Raw genomic sequence first — 17,763 nt, 5'->3', positions numbered from 1 at the left:
ACCCTCTCCCCTTTGGGGAGAGGGTTAGGTGGAGGGGATTCTACTCCCCGCTCAACGCATCAAACTCTTCACACCCCGTATCAAACCCTTCCGTACAGCTCAGGTTTAACCAATAGAGTGCTTTCTGTTTATTGGGCGTAATAAAGCCTTTCTCACCTTGCTGGAACAGCATTCCTGCCCAGTATTCGGCGTAGCCCGTGCGTGACAGAGACGAGCTGCGCTTAAACCATGACGCCGCCTGGACGTCGTCCTGCGCCACTTCTACGCCGTTGGCATAAATCAGCCCCAGCAGCAGCTGCGCATCGACCGCCGAGTCGTTGTCGATATCTTCGGTCGCCGTTTGCAGGAGCTTGATAGCCTGAGGATAGTCGGTTTTACCCGCCTGCGTGTTGACCAGCACGCGCGCCAGCATGATCGCGCCGCGTTTGCTGCCCGCGATGTTGGCCTGCTGTGCCAGGGCTTTGGCCTGGGCGTAATCGCCCTGCGTGAAGAGGATTTGTGACAACAGCGCCATGGCATCAACATCGCCGCCTTTTGCGGCTTTCTCTGCCCACAGCGCTGCCTGCTTTCTGTCACCCGAGCTGAAGTAGGTATCGGCGAGATAATACTGGGCGCGGGCATCGCCGGCTTCCGCCTGCTTCTGATACTGGCTGCCTATCTCGTCCGCGCGGGCGAACGATGTTAGAAATAACAACAACAGAAAAATGGCTTTCATGGATTCTTATCATCTGGGTACACGCCGCGCAGTATAATCGCGGTAGCAAAAGAAAAAAATGGGTGCATTAAGACCTCAGCATCCTACAAGCCGGGCGGAACCGTGGTTCCGCCCGAAGAGGTTAGCCTGCGTTGCAGGCTAATTTCGCCGCCACCTCCTGATGTTCACCCTTTATTGAAAACTCGCAGAGCTTACCGCGAGTAATAAAGGTAAAAATCACTATCGTCAGGCAAACAATAAAGACAATGCCTAACGCAGCTTTTAATGGCGTCATGCCTTTTACTCCTTGTCAAAAAAAGAATAAGAGGCTACTCTCAACCTGTTGGTAGTTGAGGGAGTAGCCTCGGGTAAATGAAAATTTCCCGGGGCTTCCTACTTTCTGTCCCTCAACAATGCTCAAGACAGAAAGTCTTAAGCACCCGCCGCACATCTTATCCCTCTGAATTAAAATGCAAAGATGTAATTCTTTTCAGCGCGAATTACATTATTTTTGCGAGCCGCTTTCCAGAATAATAATTGATATTTTTAATGTGCTAAGCGGAAATAAAAAGGGAGTGAATATATCACTCCCTTTATTCAACGATTAAATAACGGCTTCAGCCCATTGCGCTTTCACGCAGCCGCGCTTTCAGCTTGTTATATTCGTCGATCACATACTGTTCCGCCGCGCGTTGATCCGCAATCGGCTCCACGTTGACGGCGCAGTATTTATACTCCGGCGTTTTGGTTATCGGGCTTAGGTTCTCCGTCACCAGCTCGTTACAGGCACCAATCCACCACTGGTAGGTCATATAGACCGCCCCCTTGTTTGGACGGTCGCTGACCTGCGCGCGGGTGATGATGCGGCCTTTGCGCGAGTTCACCCACACCAGCGCTTCATCCTCAATGCCGAGGCGCTCCGCGTCGGCGGTGTTGATCTGCGCGTAGCCCGGCTCATCCGCCAGCGCCGCCAGCGCGGCGCAGTTGCCGGTCATCGAGCGACAGGAGTAGTGACCCACTTCACGCACGGTGGAGAGCACCATCGGAAACTCCTCGGTAAGCTTATCGATCGGCGCGACCCAGTCGCAGGTGAAGAACTGCGCCAGCCCGTTCGGGGTGTCGAACTTCTCTTTAAAGAGGTACGACGTCCCCTGGTCAGCTTCGGACTCATCGCGGCACGGCCACTGGATATACCCCAGCTCACCCATTTTTTCATAGGTGGCGCCGTAGAAGTCCGGACACAGACTGCGCAACTCATCCCAGATTTCCTGAGTGTTGTTGTAGTGCATCGGGTAGCCCATGCGGGTGGCGATTTCGCTGATGATCTGCCAGTCGGTTTTCAGATCCCACTTCGGCTCGACCGCCTTAAAGAAGCGCTGGAAGCCGCGATCCGCCGCCGTGTAGACGCCTTCATGCTCGCCCCAGGAGGTCGACGGTAAAATGACATCCGCCGCCGCTGCAGTTTTGGTCATGAAGATATCCTGGACAATCACCAGCTCCAGATCCTCAAACCCTTTGCGCACCGCAGAGAGCTCGGCGTCGGTCTGGAGCGGATCTTCACCCATGATGTAGGCCGCACGCACTTCGCCGTGCGCCGCGCGGTGCGGCAGCTCGCTGATGCGATAGCCGGTGTGTTCCGGCAGGCTCTCGACGCCCCAGGCTTTTGCGAATTTCTCGCGGTTTTCCGGGAACTTAACGTACTGGTAGCCCGGATAGGTGTCCGGCAGCGCCCCCATGTCGCACGCGCCCTGGACGTTATTCTGGCCGCGCACCGGGTTCACGCCCACATGCGCCTTGCCCAGGTTTCCCGTCAGCATCGCGAGGCTTGTCAGGGAACGCACGGTTTCCACGCCCTGGTAGAACTGGGTCACGCCCATGCCCCAGAGAATGGCGGCGGTTTTCGCCCCGGCATACATCCGCGCCGCCTGGCGGATCTCCTGCGCGCTGACGCCGGTTATTGCCTCTACCGACTCCGGCGTGTAGCCTTCGACGATTTTCCGATACTCTTCAAAGCCTTCCGTACGGCTCGCGACAAACGCCTGGTCGTAAAGATTCTCCTCAATAATGACGTGCCCCATTGCGTTCAACAGCGCGATGTTCGAGCCGTTTTTCAACGCGATGTGCATATCCGCAATGCGCGCGGTTTCAATTTTGCGCGGATCGCAGACGATGATTTTCGCCCCATTCTGCTTGGCGCGAATAACGTGGTTCGCGACGATAGGGTGAGAATCCGCCGGGTTATAGCCGAAAATAAACACGAGATCGGTGTTATCTATCTCGTTGATAGCATTACTCATTGCGCCGTTACCGACCGACTGGTGCAGACCTGCAACCGATGGGCCGTGTCAGACGCGAGCGCAGCAGTCGACGTTATTGGTTCCAATAACGGCGCGCGCGAATTTTTGCATCACATAGTTGGTTTCATTCCCGGTCCCGCGTGAAGAGCCGGTCGTCTGAATGGCATCCGGGCCATATTTGGCCTTGATGGCGCTAAGGCGCGTAGCGACGTAATCCAGCGCCTCGCTCCAGGAGACGGCTTCCAGCTTGCCGCCGCGCTCGCGGCGGATCATAGGGGTTTTCAGGCGCGGGGTGAGGATTTGGGTATCGTTAATAAAATCCCAGCCGTAATACCCTTTCAGGCACAGCGTGCCCTGGTTGGTTTTCCCTTGCGCGGCCTCCGCCCGGACGATTTTGCCGTTATCGACCACCAGGTGGATCTTGCAACCTGAGGCACAATAAGGGCAAACCGTGACGACTTTTTTCATCAGTCTGCTCCAGTTAATCAAATCTTTCGCACCCACTAATGCAGCATCTATGCCATGTTTTTGATGTGGTTACTCCTGGGCTTTATGGGCGCTTTTCTGGTGAAAACCCTGACGAAAGGCCGACAATCGTCAAAATTGACGTGTCGAATGGGCAGCGGATGTGACATGGGTTGAATTTCCGTCATGGAAAAAACCATTTCACTGGAGCCGACGGCAGAATGGTTCAGACTTAACATAATCCCCTGACGGAAGCATATGATGAAACCGGCGATTCTGGTGGTTGATGACGATATGGCGGTCTGCGAACTGCTGCAGGACGTGCTGAGTGAGCACGTCTTTACGGTGCTTGTCTGTCATAACGGCCAGGACGCGCTGAGACGGGTGCAGCAGGAGCAGGATATCGCCCTTGTTCTGCTGGACATGATGCTGCCGGATATCAATGGCCTGCAGGTTTTGCAGCAGCTGCAAAAGCAGCACCCGGCGCTACCGGTAATCATGTTAACCGGGCTGGGCAGTGAATCAGACGTGGTGGTAGGGCTGGAGATGGGGGCCGACGATTATATTGGTAAGCCGTTTAATCCGCGGGTGGTGGTGGCCCGGGTTAAAGCCGTGCTGCGCCGTACCGGGGCGCTGGCGGCAGAAGCGCCGATACCACGCGCGGCGGGGATAACCTTTAACGACTGGACGCTGGATACCACCCGCTGTGAGCTGATTGATCCGCAGCGTAACGTCGTGCCCCTGACTCAGGGGGAATATGGCCTGCTGCTGGCGCTCACGCAGAATGCCCGTCGGGTACTTAGCCGCGAGCAACTCCTTGAGCTCACCCACAGCGAAAGTACCGAGGTGTTCGACCGCACAATTGACGTGTTGATCATGCGCCTGCGCCGGAAAATTGAAGCTAACCCGCATCAGCCTGCGCTGATTAAAACCATACGCGGGCTGGGCTACGTTTTTGCCGCCGATGTGTCGCATAGCGAGAAAGCGGCCTAAGTATTCTCTTTAATAAACAGTTGCAGTTCGGCCAGCGTTTTCGCGCCGTCAATCGCATTGGCCGCCAGCAGGCTGGCCCGCGCGCAGGCGTGCGCCAGATGAATACTCTCCGTTAGCGTCAGCGATTCATGACAGCCGTATAAAAAGCCCGCGCAAAACGCGTCGCCCGCGCCGACGCTGCCGATAATCTCGTTCTGCTCCAGCTTCCACGACGGAACCCATTGGCCCGCTTCTCCCGGTGTTTCACCCCATGCCCCTTCCGGGCAGTGGATTACCACCCGCTGACGAACGCCTGCCGCCAGCAGCTGCGCCGCGGCATCGGCGATATGGGCGATGTTCAGCGCATCGTCGGCGTCGCGCATCTCCAGCCCGCTAAATTCGCCGGCTTCCAGCTCGTTAATCACCAGGTAATCGAGATGGCGCAGGGCAGGGAGTACCAGCGGCTGATAGCGCGGGTCGCCCTTGCGGGAGACCAGATCGAGCGAGGTTTCATACCCTTGCTCGCGCATTTGCGCCAGCAGCCGCGCGCTGCGGGTGCCAAATTCGTCATCCGGCATATCCAGACTGTCGAGCAGCAGCAGGTAGCCGAGATGGAAGATCTTCATCGATCCGTCGAGACGATCGAAAGCGGGGAGATCCAGCAGACGGTTGGCACCCGGCGAGTGGAAAAAGGTGCGCTGCCCGCTGGGGTCGGTCATCACCTGCGACATGGAGGTCGGTGCGAAGGTGGTGCGCTGCACGCGCTGGCGGTTAACGTGATACTGATCGAGCATCGCCAGAATGTAATCCCCGTCACCATCTTCCCCAATCAGCCCCACAGCCTGCAGCGGCAGACTAACGTGCATTTTCGCCAGCGTCAGCAGAACGTTCAGCGGCGCGCCTCCGGTGGAACGTTCGCTGTGGGTAATTTCCGCCAGCCAGCCGCGCTCCGGCCACTGCACGATCTGGTGGACATGATCCACCAGCATATTGCCAGCGGCGATGATGCCTTTGCGTTCCATTATGCCTGCCTCGCGCTGCCGAAGATGCGCATCTGTTCGGCGACCGTATCGGTAATGGCCTCTTCTATCCCCAGCAGCAGCTCGGCAAACTCATCGTACAGCGGCTGGCGGTTTGCCATGCGCTGATCAACGGCATTCAACGCGGCCTGCGACATGCCGGTATAAAAATTAATTTTATGAATGCCCAGCTCGATGGCGCGGCGGAAGTCGGCATCGCTAATGCCGGAGCCGCCGTGTAAAACCAGCGGCAGACCCGTCTGCTGGCGAATGGCGTCCAGGCGGGGGAAATCGAGCTTCGGCTCGCCTTTGTATTTGCCGTGCGCGTTGCCGATGGCAACCGCCAGCGCGTCGATGCCGGTCTTATCGACAAATTCCCGCGCCAACTGAGGGTCGGTAAAGAACGCTTCATCCGCATGCCCGTAAAGCGCGCCGCCTTCATCACCGCCTACCGCGCCCAGCTCTGCCTCCACCGAGACGCCCACCGCGTGGCACATCTTCACCACCTCCCGCGTCTGGCGAATGTTTTCCTCGTAGCTCAGCGTCGAGCCGTCGAACATCACCGAGCTAAAGCCTAAGCGCAGGGCGCGCACCACCGCCTCAAAATGCAGACCGTGGTCGAGGTTGAGCACCACGGGAATATCGTGACGGGCGGCTTCGAACTTCACCGCTTCGACAAGCGAATCCAGCGACACGTACTTAAAATGCACTTCGGCGATGTTGATGATAAACGGCGAGCGTTCCTGCTTCGCGGCGGCAAACAGCGCGCGCAGGAAGTGGGAGTCAAGCACGTTAAACGCGCCCAGCGCATAGCGATGCGCTCTGGCGTGCTCCAGACCTTCGGCAAGAGAAATCAATGGCATCATTCACCCCTTATATCCGAAACAGGTTGTACTCGTTGCACAGCACCAGCAGAGCCGGTTCGTCTTCTTCGATGTTGTTATAGCGGGCAACGGGCTGCAAAAAGTGGTTGTCGTGCTCGTCGTCGTTTACCGATGACACCTCCCCGACCAGCACGTCGCCGAAGCCGCGTTCGCCCCAGAAACTGTGATACAGCCCTGGCGTAAGACAGATGCTTTCCCCAGGCGTGAGGCGCAGCTGGCTGCCGGGCGCGTGGGTCTGACGGCAGCCGTCGACGGTGACCGTCACGTCCGTGTTTTCGGTCTCTTCATGCGCTCCCGCATTCCACAATTCAACAATCAGATTCCCGCCGCCCCGGTTGATGATGTCTTCCCGCTTGCGCCAGTGGAAATGCATCGGCGTCACCTGGCCATCGCGCACGTGCATAATTTTTTCGGCATAGCTTTTTTCATAAGGCACGCCGTTGGGCGAGCCGTTGCGCAGGGTGAACAGCGTTAACCCCTGTGCGGCAAAATTGTTACCGCCGAACGCCGTCACGTCCCAGCCGAGCTTAAGGTCAAACACTTCCTGCCATGCTGCCTGCTCAAGCTGCTGCCATTTTGTGGGCGGAAAGCTGGCAAAAGGCGGGAGATGCACGTCGTGCATGGAAAAGAACTGTCGCGTGTGGCCGAGAATTTCATTGATGTCGGAGCGTTTCATGGGGACTCCCGGAGTTATGTGCAAAACCTTACCCCTCACCCTAGCCCTCTCCCCATAGGGGAGAGGGAACTTGAACACCCTCTCCCCTATGGGGAGAGGGCAGGGTGAGGGGGTTACTTAACCGTCCACCCCTTATAGGTCCCGACGTTCTTTTTATCGATCATCGTCACCGGGATCAGCACGGGCGCTTTCGGCGCAGGTTTGCCCTGAAGAATGTCATAGCCGATCTCCACCGCTTTTGCCGCCATCACCTGCGGATCTTGCGCCGGGGTCGCCACAAACAGGGAGTTTTCACGCTTCAGCGCCTCTTCACCGTCCGGCGAACCGTCCACACCGACGATAAAGAATTCGTTGCGCTGGGCCTGTTTCGCCGCCAGATCGGCACCGATCGCGGTCGGATCGTTAATCGCGAATACGCCGTCGATCTTCGGATTGGCCGCCAGCAGGGAGGTCATCACTTCCAGACCGCCTTCACGGCTGCCCTTGGCGTTTTGGTTATCTGAGAGTACCTTGATATCCGGATGTTTTTTGAATTCCGTCTGGCAGCCTTCCACGCGGTTTTGCACCGCAGAGACCGGTGGTCCGTTGATGATCACCACGTTGCCTTTGCCTTTCAGGCGGTCGGTAATGTACTTACAGGCCATTTCGCCCGCCTGGGTGTTATCGGAGGTGATGGTTGCATCGGCCCCTTCCGCCGCCACGTCCACCGCGACGACTACGATCCCCGCCTCTTTAGCGCGCTTCACCGCCGGGCCGATCCCTTTGGAATCCGCGGCGTTGAGGATGATCATGTCCACCTTCGCAGCGATGAAGTTATCGATCTGCGAAACCTGCTGGCCCAGGTCGTAACCGCTGGAGACCAGCGTCACCTTGACGTTATCCCCCGCCAGCTTGCGCGCTTCCAGCTCGGCACCTTTGGTGATCTGCACGAAGAACGGGTTAGCCAGGTCGCCCACCGTCACGCCGATGGACTTCAGATCTTTTGCCTGCGCAAACGGCGTTGCGGCAAGCAGCGCGCCAGCACAGAGCGCGGTCACTAAGGGTTTCAAACGCATCTTGTCTTCCTCGCTTGTAGGGTATTGTTGTTATGCACTTTGATGGTGTCGGGTACGGTATTTGTCGATCAGCACCGCTATGATGATCACCGCCCCTTTGATCACCAGCTGCCAGAAGTAGGAGACGCCCATCAGCGTCATGCCGTTGTTGAGGGTGGCGATGATCAGCGCACCCACCAGCGTGCCGGTGATCGTGCCGATCCCGCCGACGAAGCTTGTACCGCCGAGGATCACCGCCGCAATCGCATCCAGCTCGTACCCCGTGCCGAGGTTGCCGTTGGCGCTGTAGAGGCGCGAGGCGCTCATGACGCCGCCAAGCCCGGAGAGCAGGCCGCTCATGCCGTAGACAAACAGCAGAACCAGCCAGACCTTAATGCCCGTTAAGCGCGCCGCCTGCATGTTGCCGCCCACCGCGTAGATGTGAACGCCGAGCGTGGTGCGGCGCAGGATGAACCAGCACACCGCAATCACCGCCAGCGCGATCACCACCAGCCACGGAATGGGGCCGAGGTAGTTATTGCCGATCCACTCGAAGCTGATGTTTGAGTTGATCACCGTCGTGCCATCGGCCAGCAGGTACGCCGCACCGCGCAGCGCCGTGTAGGTGCCGAGCGTGACGATAAACGGCGGCAGCCCGGCAAAGGCTACCAGCGCGCCGTTGAATAATCCCAGCACCATGCCGAGCATCAGCGCCGCCGGAATAGAGAGCATCGCAAATTCAGGGATTAGCGAGACCACCATCGCCGCCACCGCCGTGGTGCCCAGAATCGAACCTACGGAGAGGTCGATCCCGCCGGTCAGGATGATGAAGGTCATCCCGGCCGCCAGCACGATGTTGATGGATGCCTGGCGGGTGATATTGAGCAGGTTACTCTCGGTGAAGAAGTTCGGGGCAATAAAGCCAAATACCGCCACAATCAGGATCAGAATCGGTAAAATCCCGATCGTTTGCATCAGATCGCTCATCAGCATTTTTTTTGCGGAGGCGGATTTCGCCACCTGCTGCAGATGGGTAGGAGTTGTCATAATTACACCGCCTGATGATGTGTGTCGTTCACGCCGGTTGCCAGCGTCATGATGTTTTCCTGAGAGATATCGTGCCCGTGAAGCTCACCCGTGATGCTGCCTTCCCGCATCACGTAGACCCGGTCGCTCATTCCCACCACTTCCGGCAGCTCGCTGGAGATCATCAGAATCGCCACCCCCTTGCGCGCCATCTGGTTCATGATGCGGTAGATCTCGCTTTTTGCGCCGACGTCCACGCCGCGCGTCGGCTCGTCCAGAATCAGAATGCGCGGGCCAATCGCCACCCAGCGGGAGATCAGCAGCTTTTGCTGGTTGCCGCCCGAAAGCCCGCCCGCGCGTACCTGAGAATGAGGCACGCGGATGTTGAGCAGGGCGATGGCGTCGTCGGAAATGGACTGGGCTTTTTTGCGGTTCAACATGCCAAAGGTGGCGTCGCGCTCCAGCGTCGCCATGGTGATATTCTCCTGCGCCGCCAGCTCCAGAAACAGCCCCTGCTCCTTGCGGTTTTCGGTGAGAAAACCGATGCCGTTTTCGATGGCCGCGCGCGGGGAGTGGATCACCACCGGTTCGCCGTCCACCTCTATCATCCCGCCGGTGGCCTTACGCACGCCGAAGATAAGCTGCGCCAGCTCGGAGCGTCCGGCCCCAACCAGCCCCGCCAGCCCGACGATTTCGCCGGAACGCACCTGCAGGCTGCACGGCTGTACTTTTTTACCGTCGGTGAGGTGGTGCACGTTCAGACGAGGGCTGCCGAGGGGAATATCACGCTCTTTGTTGAACAGGTCGCTTAGCGGGCGGCCCACCATCATGCGCACCAGCTCGGAGGCATTCAGCTTGTCGCGCGTCAGGCTGCCGACGTACTGTCCGTCGCGCAGCACGCTGACGCGGTCAGAGAGTTCATACACTTCCGCCATGCGGTGGCTGATATAGATAATCGCCATCCCTTCATCGCGCAGGCGCAAAATCAGTTCAAACAGGCGGTGGGTTTCGCGGGAGGAGAGGGCGGCGGTGGGTTCGTCCATCACCAGAATGCGGCTGTTGCGGTGCAGCGCGCGGGCGATTTCCACCTGCTGCTGCTCGGCGATGGTCAGCTTCATCACCAGGTCGGTGGCGCTGAACTGCGCGCCGAGACGGTCAATCACCGCCTGCGCCTGGGCGGCCATCTCCTTGCGCTGGACCAGCCCGCCGCGCGACAGCTCGCTGCCGAGGAAAATATTTTCGGCCACGGTAAGATTGGGCGCGAGCTGCATCTCCTGGTAAATCAGGGTGATGCCTGCGGCCAGCGCATCTTTCGGCCCTTTAATGTGAAACGGCTGGCCGTCGATCAGGATCTCGCCGCTGGTGGCGGTATAGGCTCCCGCGAGGATCTTCATCAGCGTGCTTTTTCCCGCGCCGTTTTCCCCCATCAGCGCGTGGATCTCACCGGGGAAGACCGTCAAATCCACACCCTTGAGCGCGTGGAAATTGCCAAAGGTTTTGGCAATGTGGCGCATCTCTAAAACCGGGGTTCTGCTCATGGCGGACCTCCTGTGAATGTCGATATCTGCACTTCATCACAGGCGCGTAAATGCAAAATGTCAGAAGCCGTTCATATTTGTCATAGTTATGAATAGCGAATGTGGATCACATTTACGGAGTCAACATGTCTTCACGCTCCCCGTTCTTCGCCAGCGCCCGAGGCCGCCTGCTGATTTTCAATCTGCTGGTGGTCGCCGTTACGCTGATGGTGAGCGGCGTAGCGGTGCTCGGTTTCCGTCACGCCAGCCAGATCCAGGAACAGGTGCAGCAGCAAACGCTGGACGACATGACCGGCAGCATGAATCTCGCCCGCGACACGGCCAACGTCGCAACGGCGGCGGTACGGCTTTCGCAGGTGGTGGGAGCACTGGAGTACAAAGGCGAAGCCGAGCGCCTGAAGCAGACGCAAATGGCGCTGCGCCGCTCGCTGGAGCAGCTTGCGGATGCGCCGCTGGCGCAGCAGGAGCCAGCGCTGGTGGCGCGCATTATTCAACGAAGCAATGAATTACAGCAGAGCGTGACGGAGATGTTGGAGCGTGGACAGCGACGCCATCTGGAGCGTAACGCGCTGCTGAGTTCGCTGTATCAAAGCCAGAGCTACCTGCGTCATCTGCAGGACATCAACCGCCGCTATGGCAGCAACGTACCGGATGCGCAGCAACTGATGGAGATGGACCGGCTGATCGCTGCCGCCATCGACACCCCTTCGCCGCGCGCGACCGTTCATCAACTGGACGCCGTGGCCGCAGCGCTGCCCCGGAGCGCCGCACAGCCGGTGGTGAAGGGGGTTCTGCCTGATTTTAATGCCGAGTTAGGTAAGCTCGCCCCGCTGTCGAAGCAGCTGGAAGAGAGCGATCTGGCGATAAGCTGGTATATGTTCCACATCAAGGCGCTGGTGGCGATCCTTAACGGCGACATCAATCAGTACGTAGAACAGGTGGCGAACGCCTCCACGCTTCGTACCGCTCAGAGCCATCAGGAGCTGCGCTCGATCAGCGTGTTTATCAGCATTTTCGCCGTGCTGGCGCTGATCATCACCGGGTGCGCCTGCTGGTATATCTACCGCAATCTGGGCTCTAACCTGACGGCTATCTCCAGAGCGATGTCGCGCCTTGCGCACGGCGAGCAGGATGTTTCGGTGCCCGCGCTGCAGCGGCGCGATGAGCTGGGCGAACTGGCGCGCGCGTTTAACGTTTTTGCCCGCAATACCGCTTCGCTTGAGCACACCACGCGCCTGCTGAAAGAGAAAACCACGCAGATGGAAATTGACCGCGTCGAGCGTCAGGGGCTGGAAGAGGCGCTGCTGCACAGCCAGAAAATGAAGGCCGTCGGACAGCTGACCGGCGGGCTGGCGCATGATTTTAACAACCTGCTGGCGGTGATCATCGGCAGCCTTGAGCTTACCGACCCTGAATCAAAAGACGCGCCGCGCATCTCCCGGGCGCTCAAGGCGGCCGAACGCGGCGCGCTGCTGACCCAGCGCCTGCTGGCATTTTCCCGCAAACAATCCCTGACGCCGCATGCGGTAGAAATGCTGCCCCTGCTGGAAAACCTCCGGGAGCTGATGCGCCACTCTTTGCCCGCCACGCTTACCCTGGAGATTGAAGCGCAAACCCCGGCATGGCCCGCGTGGATTGACGTCAGCCAGCTGGAAAATGCCATCATCAACCTGGTGATGAACGCCCGGGATGCGATGGAAGGGCAGAGCGGGGTGATAAAAATTCGTACCTGGAACCAGCGCGTGACCCGCAGCGACGGTCGCAGGCAGGATATGGTAGCGCTGGAGGTGATTGACCGCGGCAGCGGGATGTCGCAGGAGGTTAAATCCCGGGTTTTTGAACCGTTCTTCACCACCAAGCAGACCGGAAGCGGGAGCGGGCTGGGCCTGTCGATGGTCTACGGTTTTGTGCGCCAGTCCGGGGGCCGGGTTGAGATCGAAAGCGCGCCGGGGCAGGGCACCACCGTGCGGCTGCACCTCCCGCGCTCGACGCTGCCCGCCGTTTCGGAGGATGAAGCGCTGGCTGCCACAACGTCCGTGGATAACGAGCGGCTTGTACTGGTGCTGGAAGATGAGGCGGACGTTCGTCAGACCCTGTGCGAACAGCTGCATCAGCTTGGTTACCTGACGCTCGAAGCGGACAACGGCGAGCAGGCCCTGAGCATGCTGGCGGCGTCGCCGGATATTGGCATGTTTATCAGCGATCTGATGTTGCCCGGAGGCCTGAGCGGGGCTGAGGTGATTAACCATGTGCGCAGCCATTATCCGCAGCTTCCGGTGCTGCTGATCAGCGGGCAGGATTTGCGCCCGGCGCACAACCCGCAGCTGCCGGACGTGCAGTTATTGCGTAAGCCGTTTACGCGGGCGCAGCTGGCGCAGGCGCTGCGGAAAGTCTGTTTATAAGCATTGATATTTCGGAATTCATCAAGAGCGTGAGTAAACCGGGGGATGCTAACCTGCGCAAAATTTGGCAGATTGGGATATAAAGGGAACTATGCCGGTACTTACAAGAGGGGACTCACAAATGATTGTGATGCCTACAACTTACAGCCCAAAGACCGTAGCAAGGTCTTTCAAGCTCGTTGATGAATTCGAACTCTCCGGGCGAGTGTTACATGTCATTTTTGATAGCCAGACGCCAAGAGCTGCGATTATTGAAGCGGATGTCGAAACCTTCGATGGTGTACCTCGGCATCGGGTTGTTGCTGCCCTGGATTTACAACGTAAAACGCATTTGGGGGAAGGTATCATTGCTGTCGAGCGTTGTTGGGAAGATACCAATGTTATTCAGGTAGAAGGTATATGCGTTGATCCAGCCGAGCGTGACAAGGGACTGGCAACTCGTCTGTATGAAGCCTTGGTATTACAGTGTGGCGTGACGCTTATTAGCGACTTTGAACAATATGAGGGTGGGAAGATGCTCTGGCAGAAAATTGCCCGCGAGTCTGACCAAATCGCTGTATTTGTTCTCGATACCGAGCAGGGAGCATTTTGGCCGTATGATGGTAGCAAGGTTATCTATGACGGGGGGTGTATACCCGAAGATCGTATCTGGAGTCATTCGCCGGATCAAAAATGTTATGGCATTTTACTGGTTGCAGAAAATAAACAGCGTGCGAATCAGCTGATGGAAGGCCCTGGACACAACTGAATTTGAGATTCCTCCGCTACCCCGGAACAATGCCGTTGATTACCGTAAGGCCAGTTCCCCTGCGAGTCTGGCCTTATGAAACGTTACCCTACTGCTCTGTTATTTGGTCTGCTGTCACTCACCAGCCAACTGGCGCATGCCGATGTGATTGATGATGCCATTGGCAACATTCAGCAGGCGATCAACGATGCCTATAACCCCAGCAGCAGCCGTAATGACGATGACGACGATCGTTACGACCGCAACCGTCAAATCGACAGCCGACAGTACGACGACCGTCGTCGGCAGCTTGAAGACCGACGCCGCCGCTTAGACGAGCGTCAGCGCCAGCTGGATGACGACAGACGTCGGTTAGAAGAAGATGAGCGTCGGTTAGAAGACGATTACGATCGAGGCTAAGTGCGGCCTGTTGCCCTCACCCCAACCCTCTCCCACGGGAGAGGGAGAAAACCTAATCCAGCACCAGCACCATTCCGTCATATCCCGCTTCAATGCCGTCCGGCAGCGGATTATCCATCATCCACACGTCAAACTGATGGCTGATGTGGGTCAGGATCACCTGCGGGCAGCCAATCACCTCGTTCAGCGCAACCACGGTGTTTAAGTCGCAATGGTTGCGAGGGGTCTCGTCACGCGGTTCATGACTGCAGTCGATGATTATCGCCTGTGGCTGATTGTTGAGCAGAAACGTCACCGTTTTATCCGGCAGCCCGGCGGTATCAGAAAGCCACGCCACGCGGCTGTGGGCGGATTCCAGCAGATACCCGAAGGTCAGTTTTGAATGGTTGAGCGGCAGCGGCGTGACCCGCAGCCCCTGCAGCTCAAACATCACGAACGGCTCAACCGTGTGGCTGAAATCCAGAATTCCGGGATGTTTAAACAGGTCGTCGCACCCTGCGTCGTCCGGCGGGCCGTAGACCGGGATGGTTGCGCCTACGCCCCAGCGCAGGGGGAACAGCCCCTGGACGTGATCCATATGATAGTGCGTGAGCAAAAACTGCTGAAAGCTGCCCGCCGGCCAGTCGTCCATCAGGTGCGGAATACCCGCATCCAGCAGGGTGACCGCATCGTTGAATTTGACCACCGCGCTGCAGGGGCGACGGCGATAGTTGTCCTGCAGGCGCGCCCGTCGACACGCCGCGCAGTCGCAGCCAAAGACCGGCACGAGCTGTGCACTTCCGGTTCCCGTTAACGTGATGGTCAGACTCATAACGCACCTCTACAGCGGTTTGGTGAATCGAAAATGGCTCTGCGTATATCCTTCACGAACGTAAAAACGGTGCGCGTCAGTGCGCTTCACGCTGGTGGAGAGCTCGGTCAGCTCCGCGCCGGCCTGCCGTGCCACCTCTTCCGCCCAGGCCAGCAGCTGGCTGCCCACCTTTAGCCCGCGCGCCTGCGGCATTACCACCAGCTCCTGGATCTCGCCGATCCAGCGCGCGTGATGGAGGTGAAACTGCATGTGCAGGCCGATCATGCCGACGACATGTTCGTCCAGCTCGGCAAGCTGGTAGCGCATGTTGTGATCCTGAAGGTTGGCAAGAAATCCGGCGTGGAACGCCTGATGGTCGAACTCTGCCTGCTTCAGTTCGCAGATCAGGGCATAGACAATCTGCGCATCGTCGGCGGTGGCGGGGCGAAGCTGGCAGTCAGGCATGCTGTTTCTCCTTCTGGCGGATAAGCGATAAAAAGGTCTCGACTGACTGTAGCAAACTTCCGTCGTTATTGAGGATGTGACAGCCCGACGGAGTGTAGCGCGCCGCACGTTCCAGCCGCTGGTCGATCTCACGCGCATTTTCCCGTCCCCGGCTTTGCAGCCGGCTGCGCAGGATATCCGGGGAAACCTGCAGGCAGACCGGCAGCAGCGCCGCTTCGTACCGGGCTTTTGCCTGCGGCAGATGCGCGCGCGAGCCGTTAACCAGCACGTCGAATCCCGCGTGCAGCCAGAGGTCAATCTCAATGCCCACGCCGTAATAAAAGCCGTTGGCGTGCCAGCTCAGCGCCAGCAGATTTTGCCCGGCGCGGGTAAAAAACTCCTGCTCGCTCAGAGCGATATGGTTCTCGCTTCCGGCGTTGGCGGCGCGGGTAATGTAGCGGTGCGCCACCAGCAGCTGTGAATGTTCCCGTTGCCGCAGCGCCGAGAGCAGGCTGTCTTTCCCGGAGCCGGACGGCCCCATTAACCAGATGAGTCTTCCCATCAGAACACCCTTTTTCCCTGACGCCAGACGTGGTCGATATGAACGTGCTCACCCCTGCGGTGGGCGAGCACCAGATCTGCCCGTTTGCCTTCGGCAATCTCACCGCGATCCTGAAGATTGAGCGCGGTGGCCGGGTTTTTGGTCACCAGGCGAATTGCCTGCGGCAGTGTAAAGCGGTTGCCCTCGTCGTCCGCCACCCGGAATGCCGCATCCAGCAGGCTGGCGGGGTAGTAGTCAGACGAGAGAATGTCCAGCAGGCCGAGGGAGGCGAGTTTGCTTGCCGCCACGTTGCCGGAGTGCGATCCGCCGCGCACGATGTTCGGCGCGCCCATCAGCACGTTCATGCCGTGCTGGCGCGACGCCTCAGCTGCTTCGAACGTGGTGGGAAATTCGGCTATTACGCTGCCAAGCTGGTGGGATTCCCGCACGTGATCGCGCGTGGCGTCGTCATGGCTCGCCAGCGCGATATTCCGGTCCCGGCACATCGCGGCAATCTTAAGACGGTTGGGCTGCGACCACTGGGCCGCAAGCTGAAGCTGCTCTTCTTCGTAGCGCGCCATCTCCGCGTCGTTGAGCGAGTATTTGCCCTGATAGTATTCACGATACTTTTCAATGTTGGCGAACTGGCGCTGCCCCGGCGAGTGGTCCATCAGGGAGACCAGCGAGACCGGCTCGCGGCCCACCAGTTTTTCAAACAGCGGTAGCGTGGTGTGGTGCGGCAGCTCGCAGCGCAGATGCAGACGGTGCTCGGCGCGGTTGAGGCCGCGCTTTTGCGTCTCCTCCACGGCGTTGATCATCTTCTCCAGATTCTCCAGGCGATCGCCGCCGTCGCGCACGTCGCCGATTGCCACCGCGTCCAGCACCGTGGTGATGCCGCTGGCGACCATCAGCGCGTCGTGGCTGCTCATCGCCGAATGGGCGGGCCAGTCCACCTTCGGGCGCGGGGTGAAGAATTTATCCAGATTATCGGTATGTAGCTCAATCAGCCCCGGCAGCAGCCAGCCGCCGTCGCCGTCCATCGCTTCAGGGGAACGGCTTTGGGTTTCGGCAAACGTGCGGATGACGCCTTCGTGGATTTCAACCGAACCCTTCACGACCTCATTTTCCAGCACCAGCCTGACGTTATTGATAATCATGCGTTTGTCCCCATCGGGTGCAGTCTGTCTGCCACGCGGGTGCGTACGGCGTCGTCGTGGAAGATCCCGACGATCGCCGCGCCCCGCGCTTTGGCCTGTTCGATCAGCGCTATCACCGCTGCGCTGTTTTTAGCGTCGAGCGAGGCGGTGGGTTCATCCAGCAGTAAGATCGGATAATCGACGATAAACCCGCGCGCGATATTCACGCGCTGCTGCTCGCCGCCGGAAAAGGTCGACGGGGCGAGGTGCCACAGGCGCTCCGGCACGTTGAGGCGCGTCAGCAGGCTCGCGGCCCTGGCGGCACAGGTTTCACGCGGCACGCCGAGATCCAGCAGGGGCTGCATCACCACGTCCAGGGCGGAGATCCGCGGGATCACCCGCAGAAACTGGCTGACCCAGCCGATCGTTGTACGACGCACTTCCAGCACCTTGCGCGCCGGGGCCTGCACCAGATCGACCCATTCATCGTTGTGGCGAATGCGGATATGGCCTTCGTCCGGTAAATAGTTGGCGTACAGGGAGCGCAGCAGGGTGGATTTACCGCTGCCGGAGTGGCCGTGCAGCACCACGCATTCGCCGCTGCTGACCTCTAGCGAGGCATTTTGCAGCACCGGCAGGCGCACGCCGTTTTGCTGGTGGAGCACAAAGGTCTTACTTACGTTTTGTACGTGGATCAT

The 17,763-nt window shown here is 58.8% G+C and carries 18 protein-coding genes; 4 read left to right on the top strand and 14 right to left on the bottom strand.

Going from position 1 to position 17,763, the window contains the following annotated elements:
* Positions 1-40: 40 nt before the first annotated feature.
* The 3 genes from AB8818_RS20260 to fdhF all read right to left on the bottom strand — a co-directional run bounded on the left by AB8818_RS20260 (position 41) and on the right by fdhF (position 3,459).
* Positions 41-715, bottom strand: a complete 675-nt coding sequence (locus AB8818_RS20260) for a tetratricopeptide repeat protein (protein WP_116343857.1) — start codon at positions 713-715, stop codon at positions 41-43.
* 121 nt (positions 716-836) lie between these two features.
* Positions 837-989 (bottom strand): Hok/Gef family protein, encoded by a 153-nt coding sequence (locus tag AB8818_RS20255; RefSeq protein ID WP_116343858.1) that lies wholly within the window; start codon positions 987-989, stop codon positions 837-839.
* A 322-nt stretch (positions 990-1,311) separates the two neighbouring features.
* Complete coding sequence (gene fdhF, locus AB8818_RS20250; protein ID WP_116343859.1) at positions 1,312-3,459, bottom strand: formate dehydrogenase subunit alpha; 2,148 nt, start codon at positions 3,457-3,459, stop codon at positions 1,312-1,314.
* A 258-nt stretch (positions 3,460-3,717) separates the two neighbouring features.
* On the opposite strand from fdhF, the gene AB8818_RS20245 reads away from it, so the two are divergent.
* On the top strand, positions 3,718-4,449 hold the full coding sequence (locus AB8818_RS20245) for a response regulator (protein ID WP_116343887.1): 732 nt from the start codon (positions 3,718-3,720) through the stop codon (positions 4,447-4,449).
* Here the strand turns inward: AB8818_RS20245 and AB8818_RS20240 are convergent.
* The 6 genes from AB8818_RS20240 to AB8818_RS20215 form a co-directional block, all read right to left on the bottom strand.
* Complete coding sequence (locus tag AB8818_RS20240; RefSeq protein WP_116343860.1) at positions 4,446-5,453, bottom strand: carbohydrate kinase family protein; 1,008 nt, start codon at positions 5,451-5,453, stop codon at positions 4,446-4,448. The genes AB8818_RS20245 and AB8818_RS20240 overlap by 4 nt on opposite strands.
* Positions 5,450-6,310, bottom strand: coding sequence for a ketose 1,6-bisphosphate aldolase (locus AB8818_RS20235; protein WP_116343861.1), 861 nt, complete (start codon positions 6,308-6,310; stop codon positions 5,450-5,452). The genes AB8818_RS20240 and AB8818_RS20235 overlap by 4 nt, the downstream gene beginning before the upstream one ends.
* Positions 6,311-6,320: 10 nt before the next feature.
* Positions 6,321-7,007 (bottom strand): D-lyxose/D-mannose family sugar isomerase, encoded by a 687-nt coding sequence (locus tag AB8818_RS20230; protein WP_116343862.1) that lies wholly within the window; start codon positions 7,005-7,007, stop codon positions 6,321-6,323.
* 113 nt (positions 7,008-7,120) lie between these two features.
* Positions 7,121-8,062: an ABC transporter substrate-binding protein gene (locus tag AB8818_RS20225; RefSeq protein WP_045261060.1), complete on the bottom strand. Its 942-nt coding sequence runs from the start codon at positions 8,060-8,062 to the stop codon at positions 7,121-7,123.
* A gap of 30 nt (positions 8,063-8,092) precedes the next feature.
* Complete coding sequence (locus AB8818_RS20220) at positions 8,093-9,088, bottom strand: ribose ABC transporter permease (RefSeq protein ID WP_371200003.1); 996 nt, start codon at positions 9,086-9,088, stop codon at positions 8,093-8,095.
* A 2-nt stretch (positions 9,089-9,090) separates the two neighbouring features.
* Positions 9,091-10,605, bottom strand: a complete 1,515-nt coding sequence (locus AB8818_RS20215; protein ID WP_192984311.1) for a sugar ABC transporter ATP-binding protein — start codon at positions 10,603-10,605, stop codon at positions 9,091-9,093.
* Positions 10,606-10,730: 125 nt separating this feature from the next.
* Between AB8818_RS20215 and AB8818_RS20210 the strand changes: the two genes are divergently transcribed.
* From AB8818_RS20210 to yjdP, 3 genes are all read left to right on the top strand, one after another.
* Entirely contained in the window at positions 10,731-13,007 is a 2,277-nt protein-coding gene (locus AB8818_RS20210; RefSeq protein WP_192984314.1) for a hybrid sensor histidine kinase/response regulator, read from the top strand.
* Between the two features lie 121 nt (positions 13,008-13,128).
* Entirely contained in the window at positions 13,129-13,755 is a 627-nt protein-coding gene (locus AB8818_RS20205; RefSeq protein ID WP_192984317.1) for a GNAT family N-acetyltransferase, read from the top strand.
* A 75-nt stretch (positions 13,756-13,830) separates the two neighbouring features.
* Positions 13,831-14,154 carry a DDRRRQL repeat protein YjdP gene (gene yjdP / locus AB8818_RS20200; protein ID WP_192984320.1) on the top strand — a complete coding sequence of 108 codons (324 nt, stop codon included), beginning with the start codon at positions 13,831-13,833 and terminating at the stop codon, positions 14,152-14,154.
* Positions 14,155-14,206: 52 nt separating this feature from the next.
* On the opposite strand, the gene phnP is transcribed toward yjdP, so the two are convergent.
* Genes phnP through phnL form a run of 5 tightly spaced genes read right to left on the bottom strand, consistent with a single transcriptional unit; the run spans position 14,207 to position 17,763 of the window.
* Positions 14,207-14,965, bottom strand: a complete 759-nt coding sequence (gene phnP, locus AB8818_RS20195; RefSeq protein WP_116343868.1) for a phosphonate metabolism protein PhnP — start codon at positions 14,963-14,965, stop codon at positions 14,207-14,209.
* Between the two features lie 9 nt (positions 14,966-14,974).
* The gene (gene phnO, locus AB8818_RS20190) at positions 14,975-15,409 is read right to left on the bottom strand and encodes an aminoalkylphosphonate N-acetyltransferase (RefSeq protein WP_192984323.1); all 435 of its coding nucleotides are present in this window, start codon (positions 15,407-15,409) and stop codon (positions 14,975-14,977) included.
* The gene (gene phnN / locus AB8818_RS20185; RefSeq protein WP_192984339.1) at positions 15,402-15,953 is read right to left on the bottom strand and encodes a ribose 1,5-bisphosphokinase; all 552 of its coding nucleotides are present in this window, start codon (positions 15,951-15,953) and stop codon (positions 15,402-15,404) included. The genes phnO and phnN overlap by 8 nt, the downstream gene beginning before the upstream one ends.
* Positions 15,950-17,086 carry an alpha-D-ribose 1-methylphosphonate 5-triphosphate diphosphatase gene (phnM, locus tag AB8818_RS20180; RefSeq protein ID WP_163331068.1) on the bottom strand — a complete coding sequence of 379 codons (1,137 nt, stop codon included), beginning with the start codon at positions 17,084-17,086 and terminating at the stop codon, positions 15,950-15,952. The genes phnN and phnM overlap by 4 nt, the downstream gene beginning before the upstream one ends.
* Positions 17,083-17,763, bottom strand: a complete 681-nt coding sequence (gene phnL, locus AB8818_RS20175) for a phosphonate C-P lyase system protein PhnL (RefSeq protein ID WP_192984326.1) — start codon at positions 17,761-17,763, stop codon at positions 17,083-17,085. Before phnL ends, phnM begins: the two co-directional genes overlap by 4 nt.

The organism is Enterobacter sp. KB-280D8 (assembly GCF_041399405.1).
GTDB classification, from domain to species: Bacteria; Pseudomonadota; Gammaproteobacteria; order Enterobacterales; family Enterobacteriaceae; genus Enterobacter; species Enterobacter cloacae_N.
Note: the sequence above shows the minus strand (reverse complement) of the source record. Positions and strands in the feature narration are given on the sequence as shown.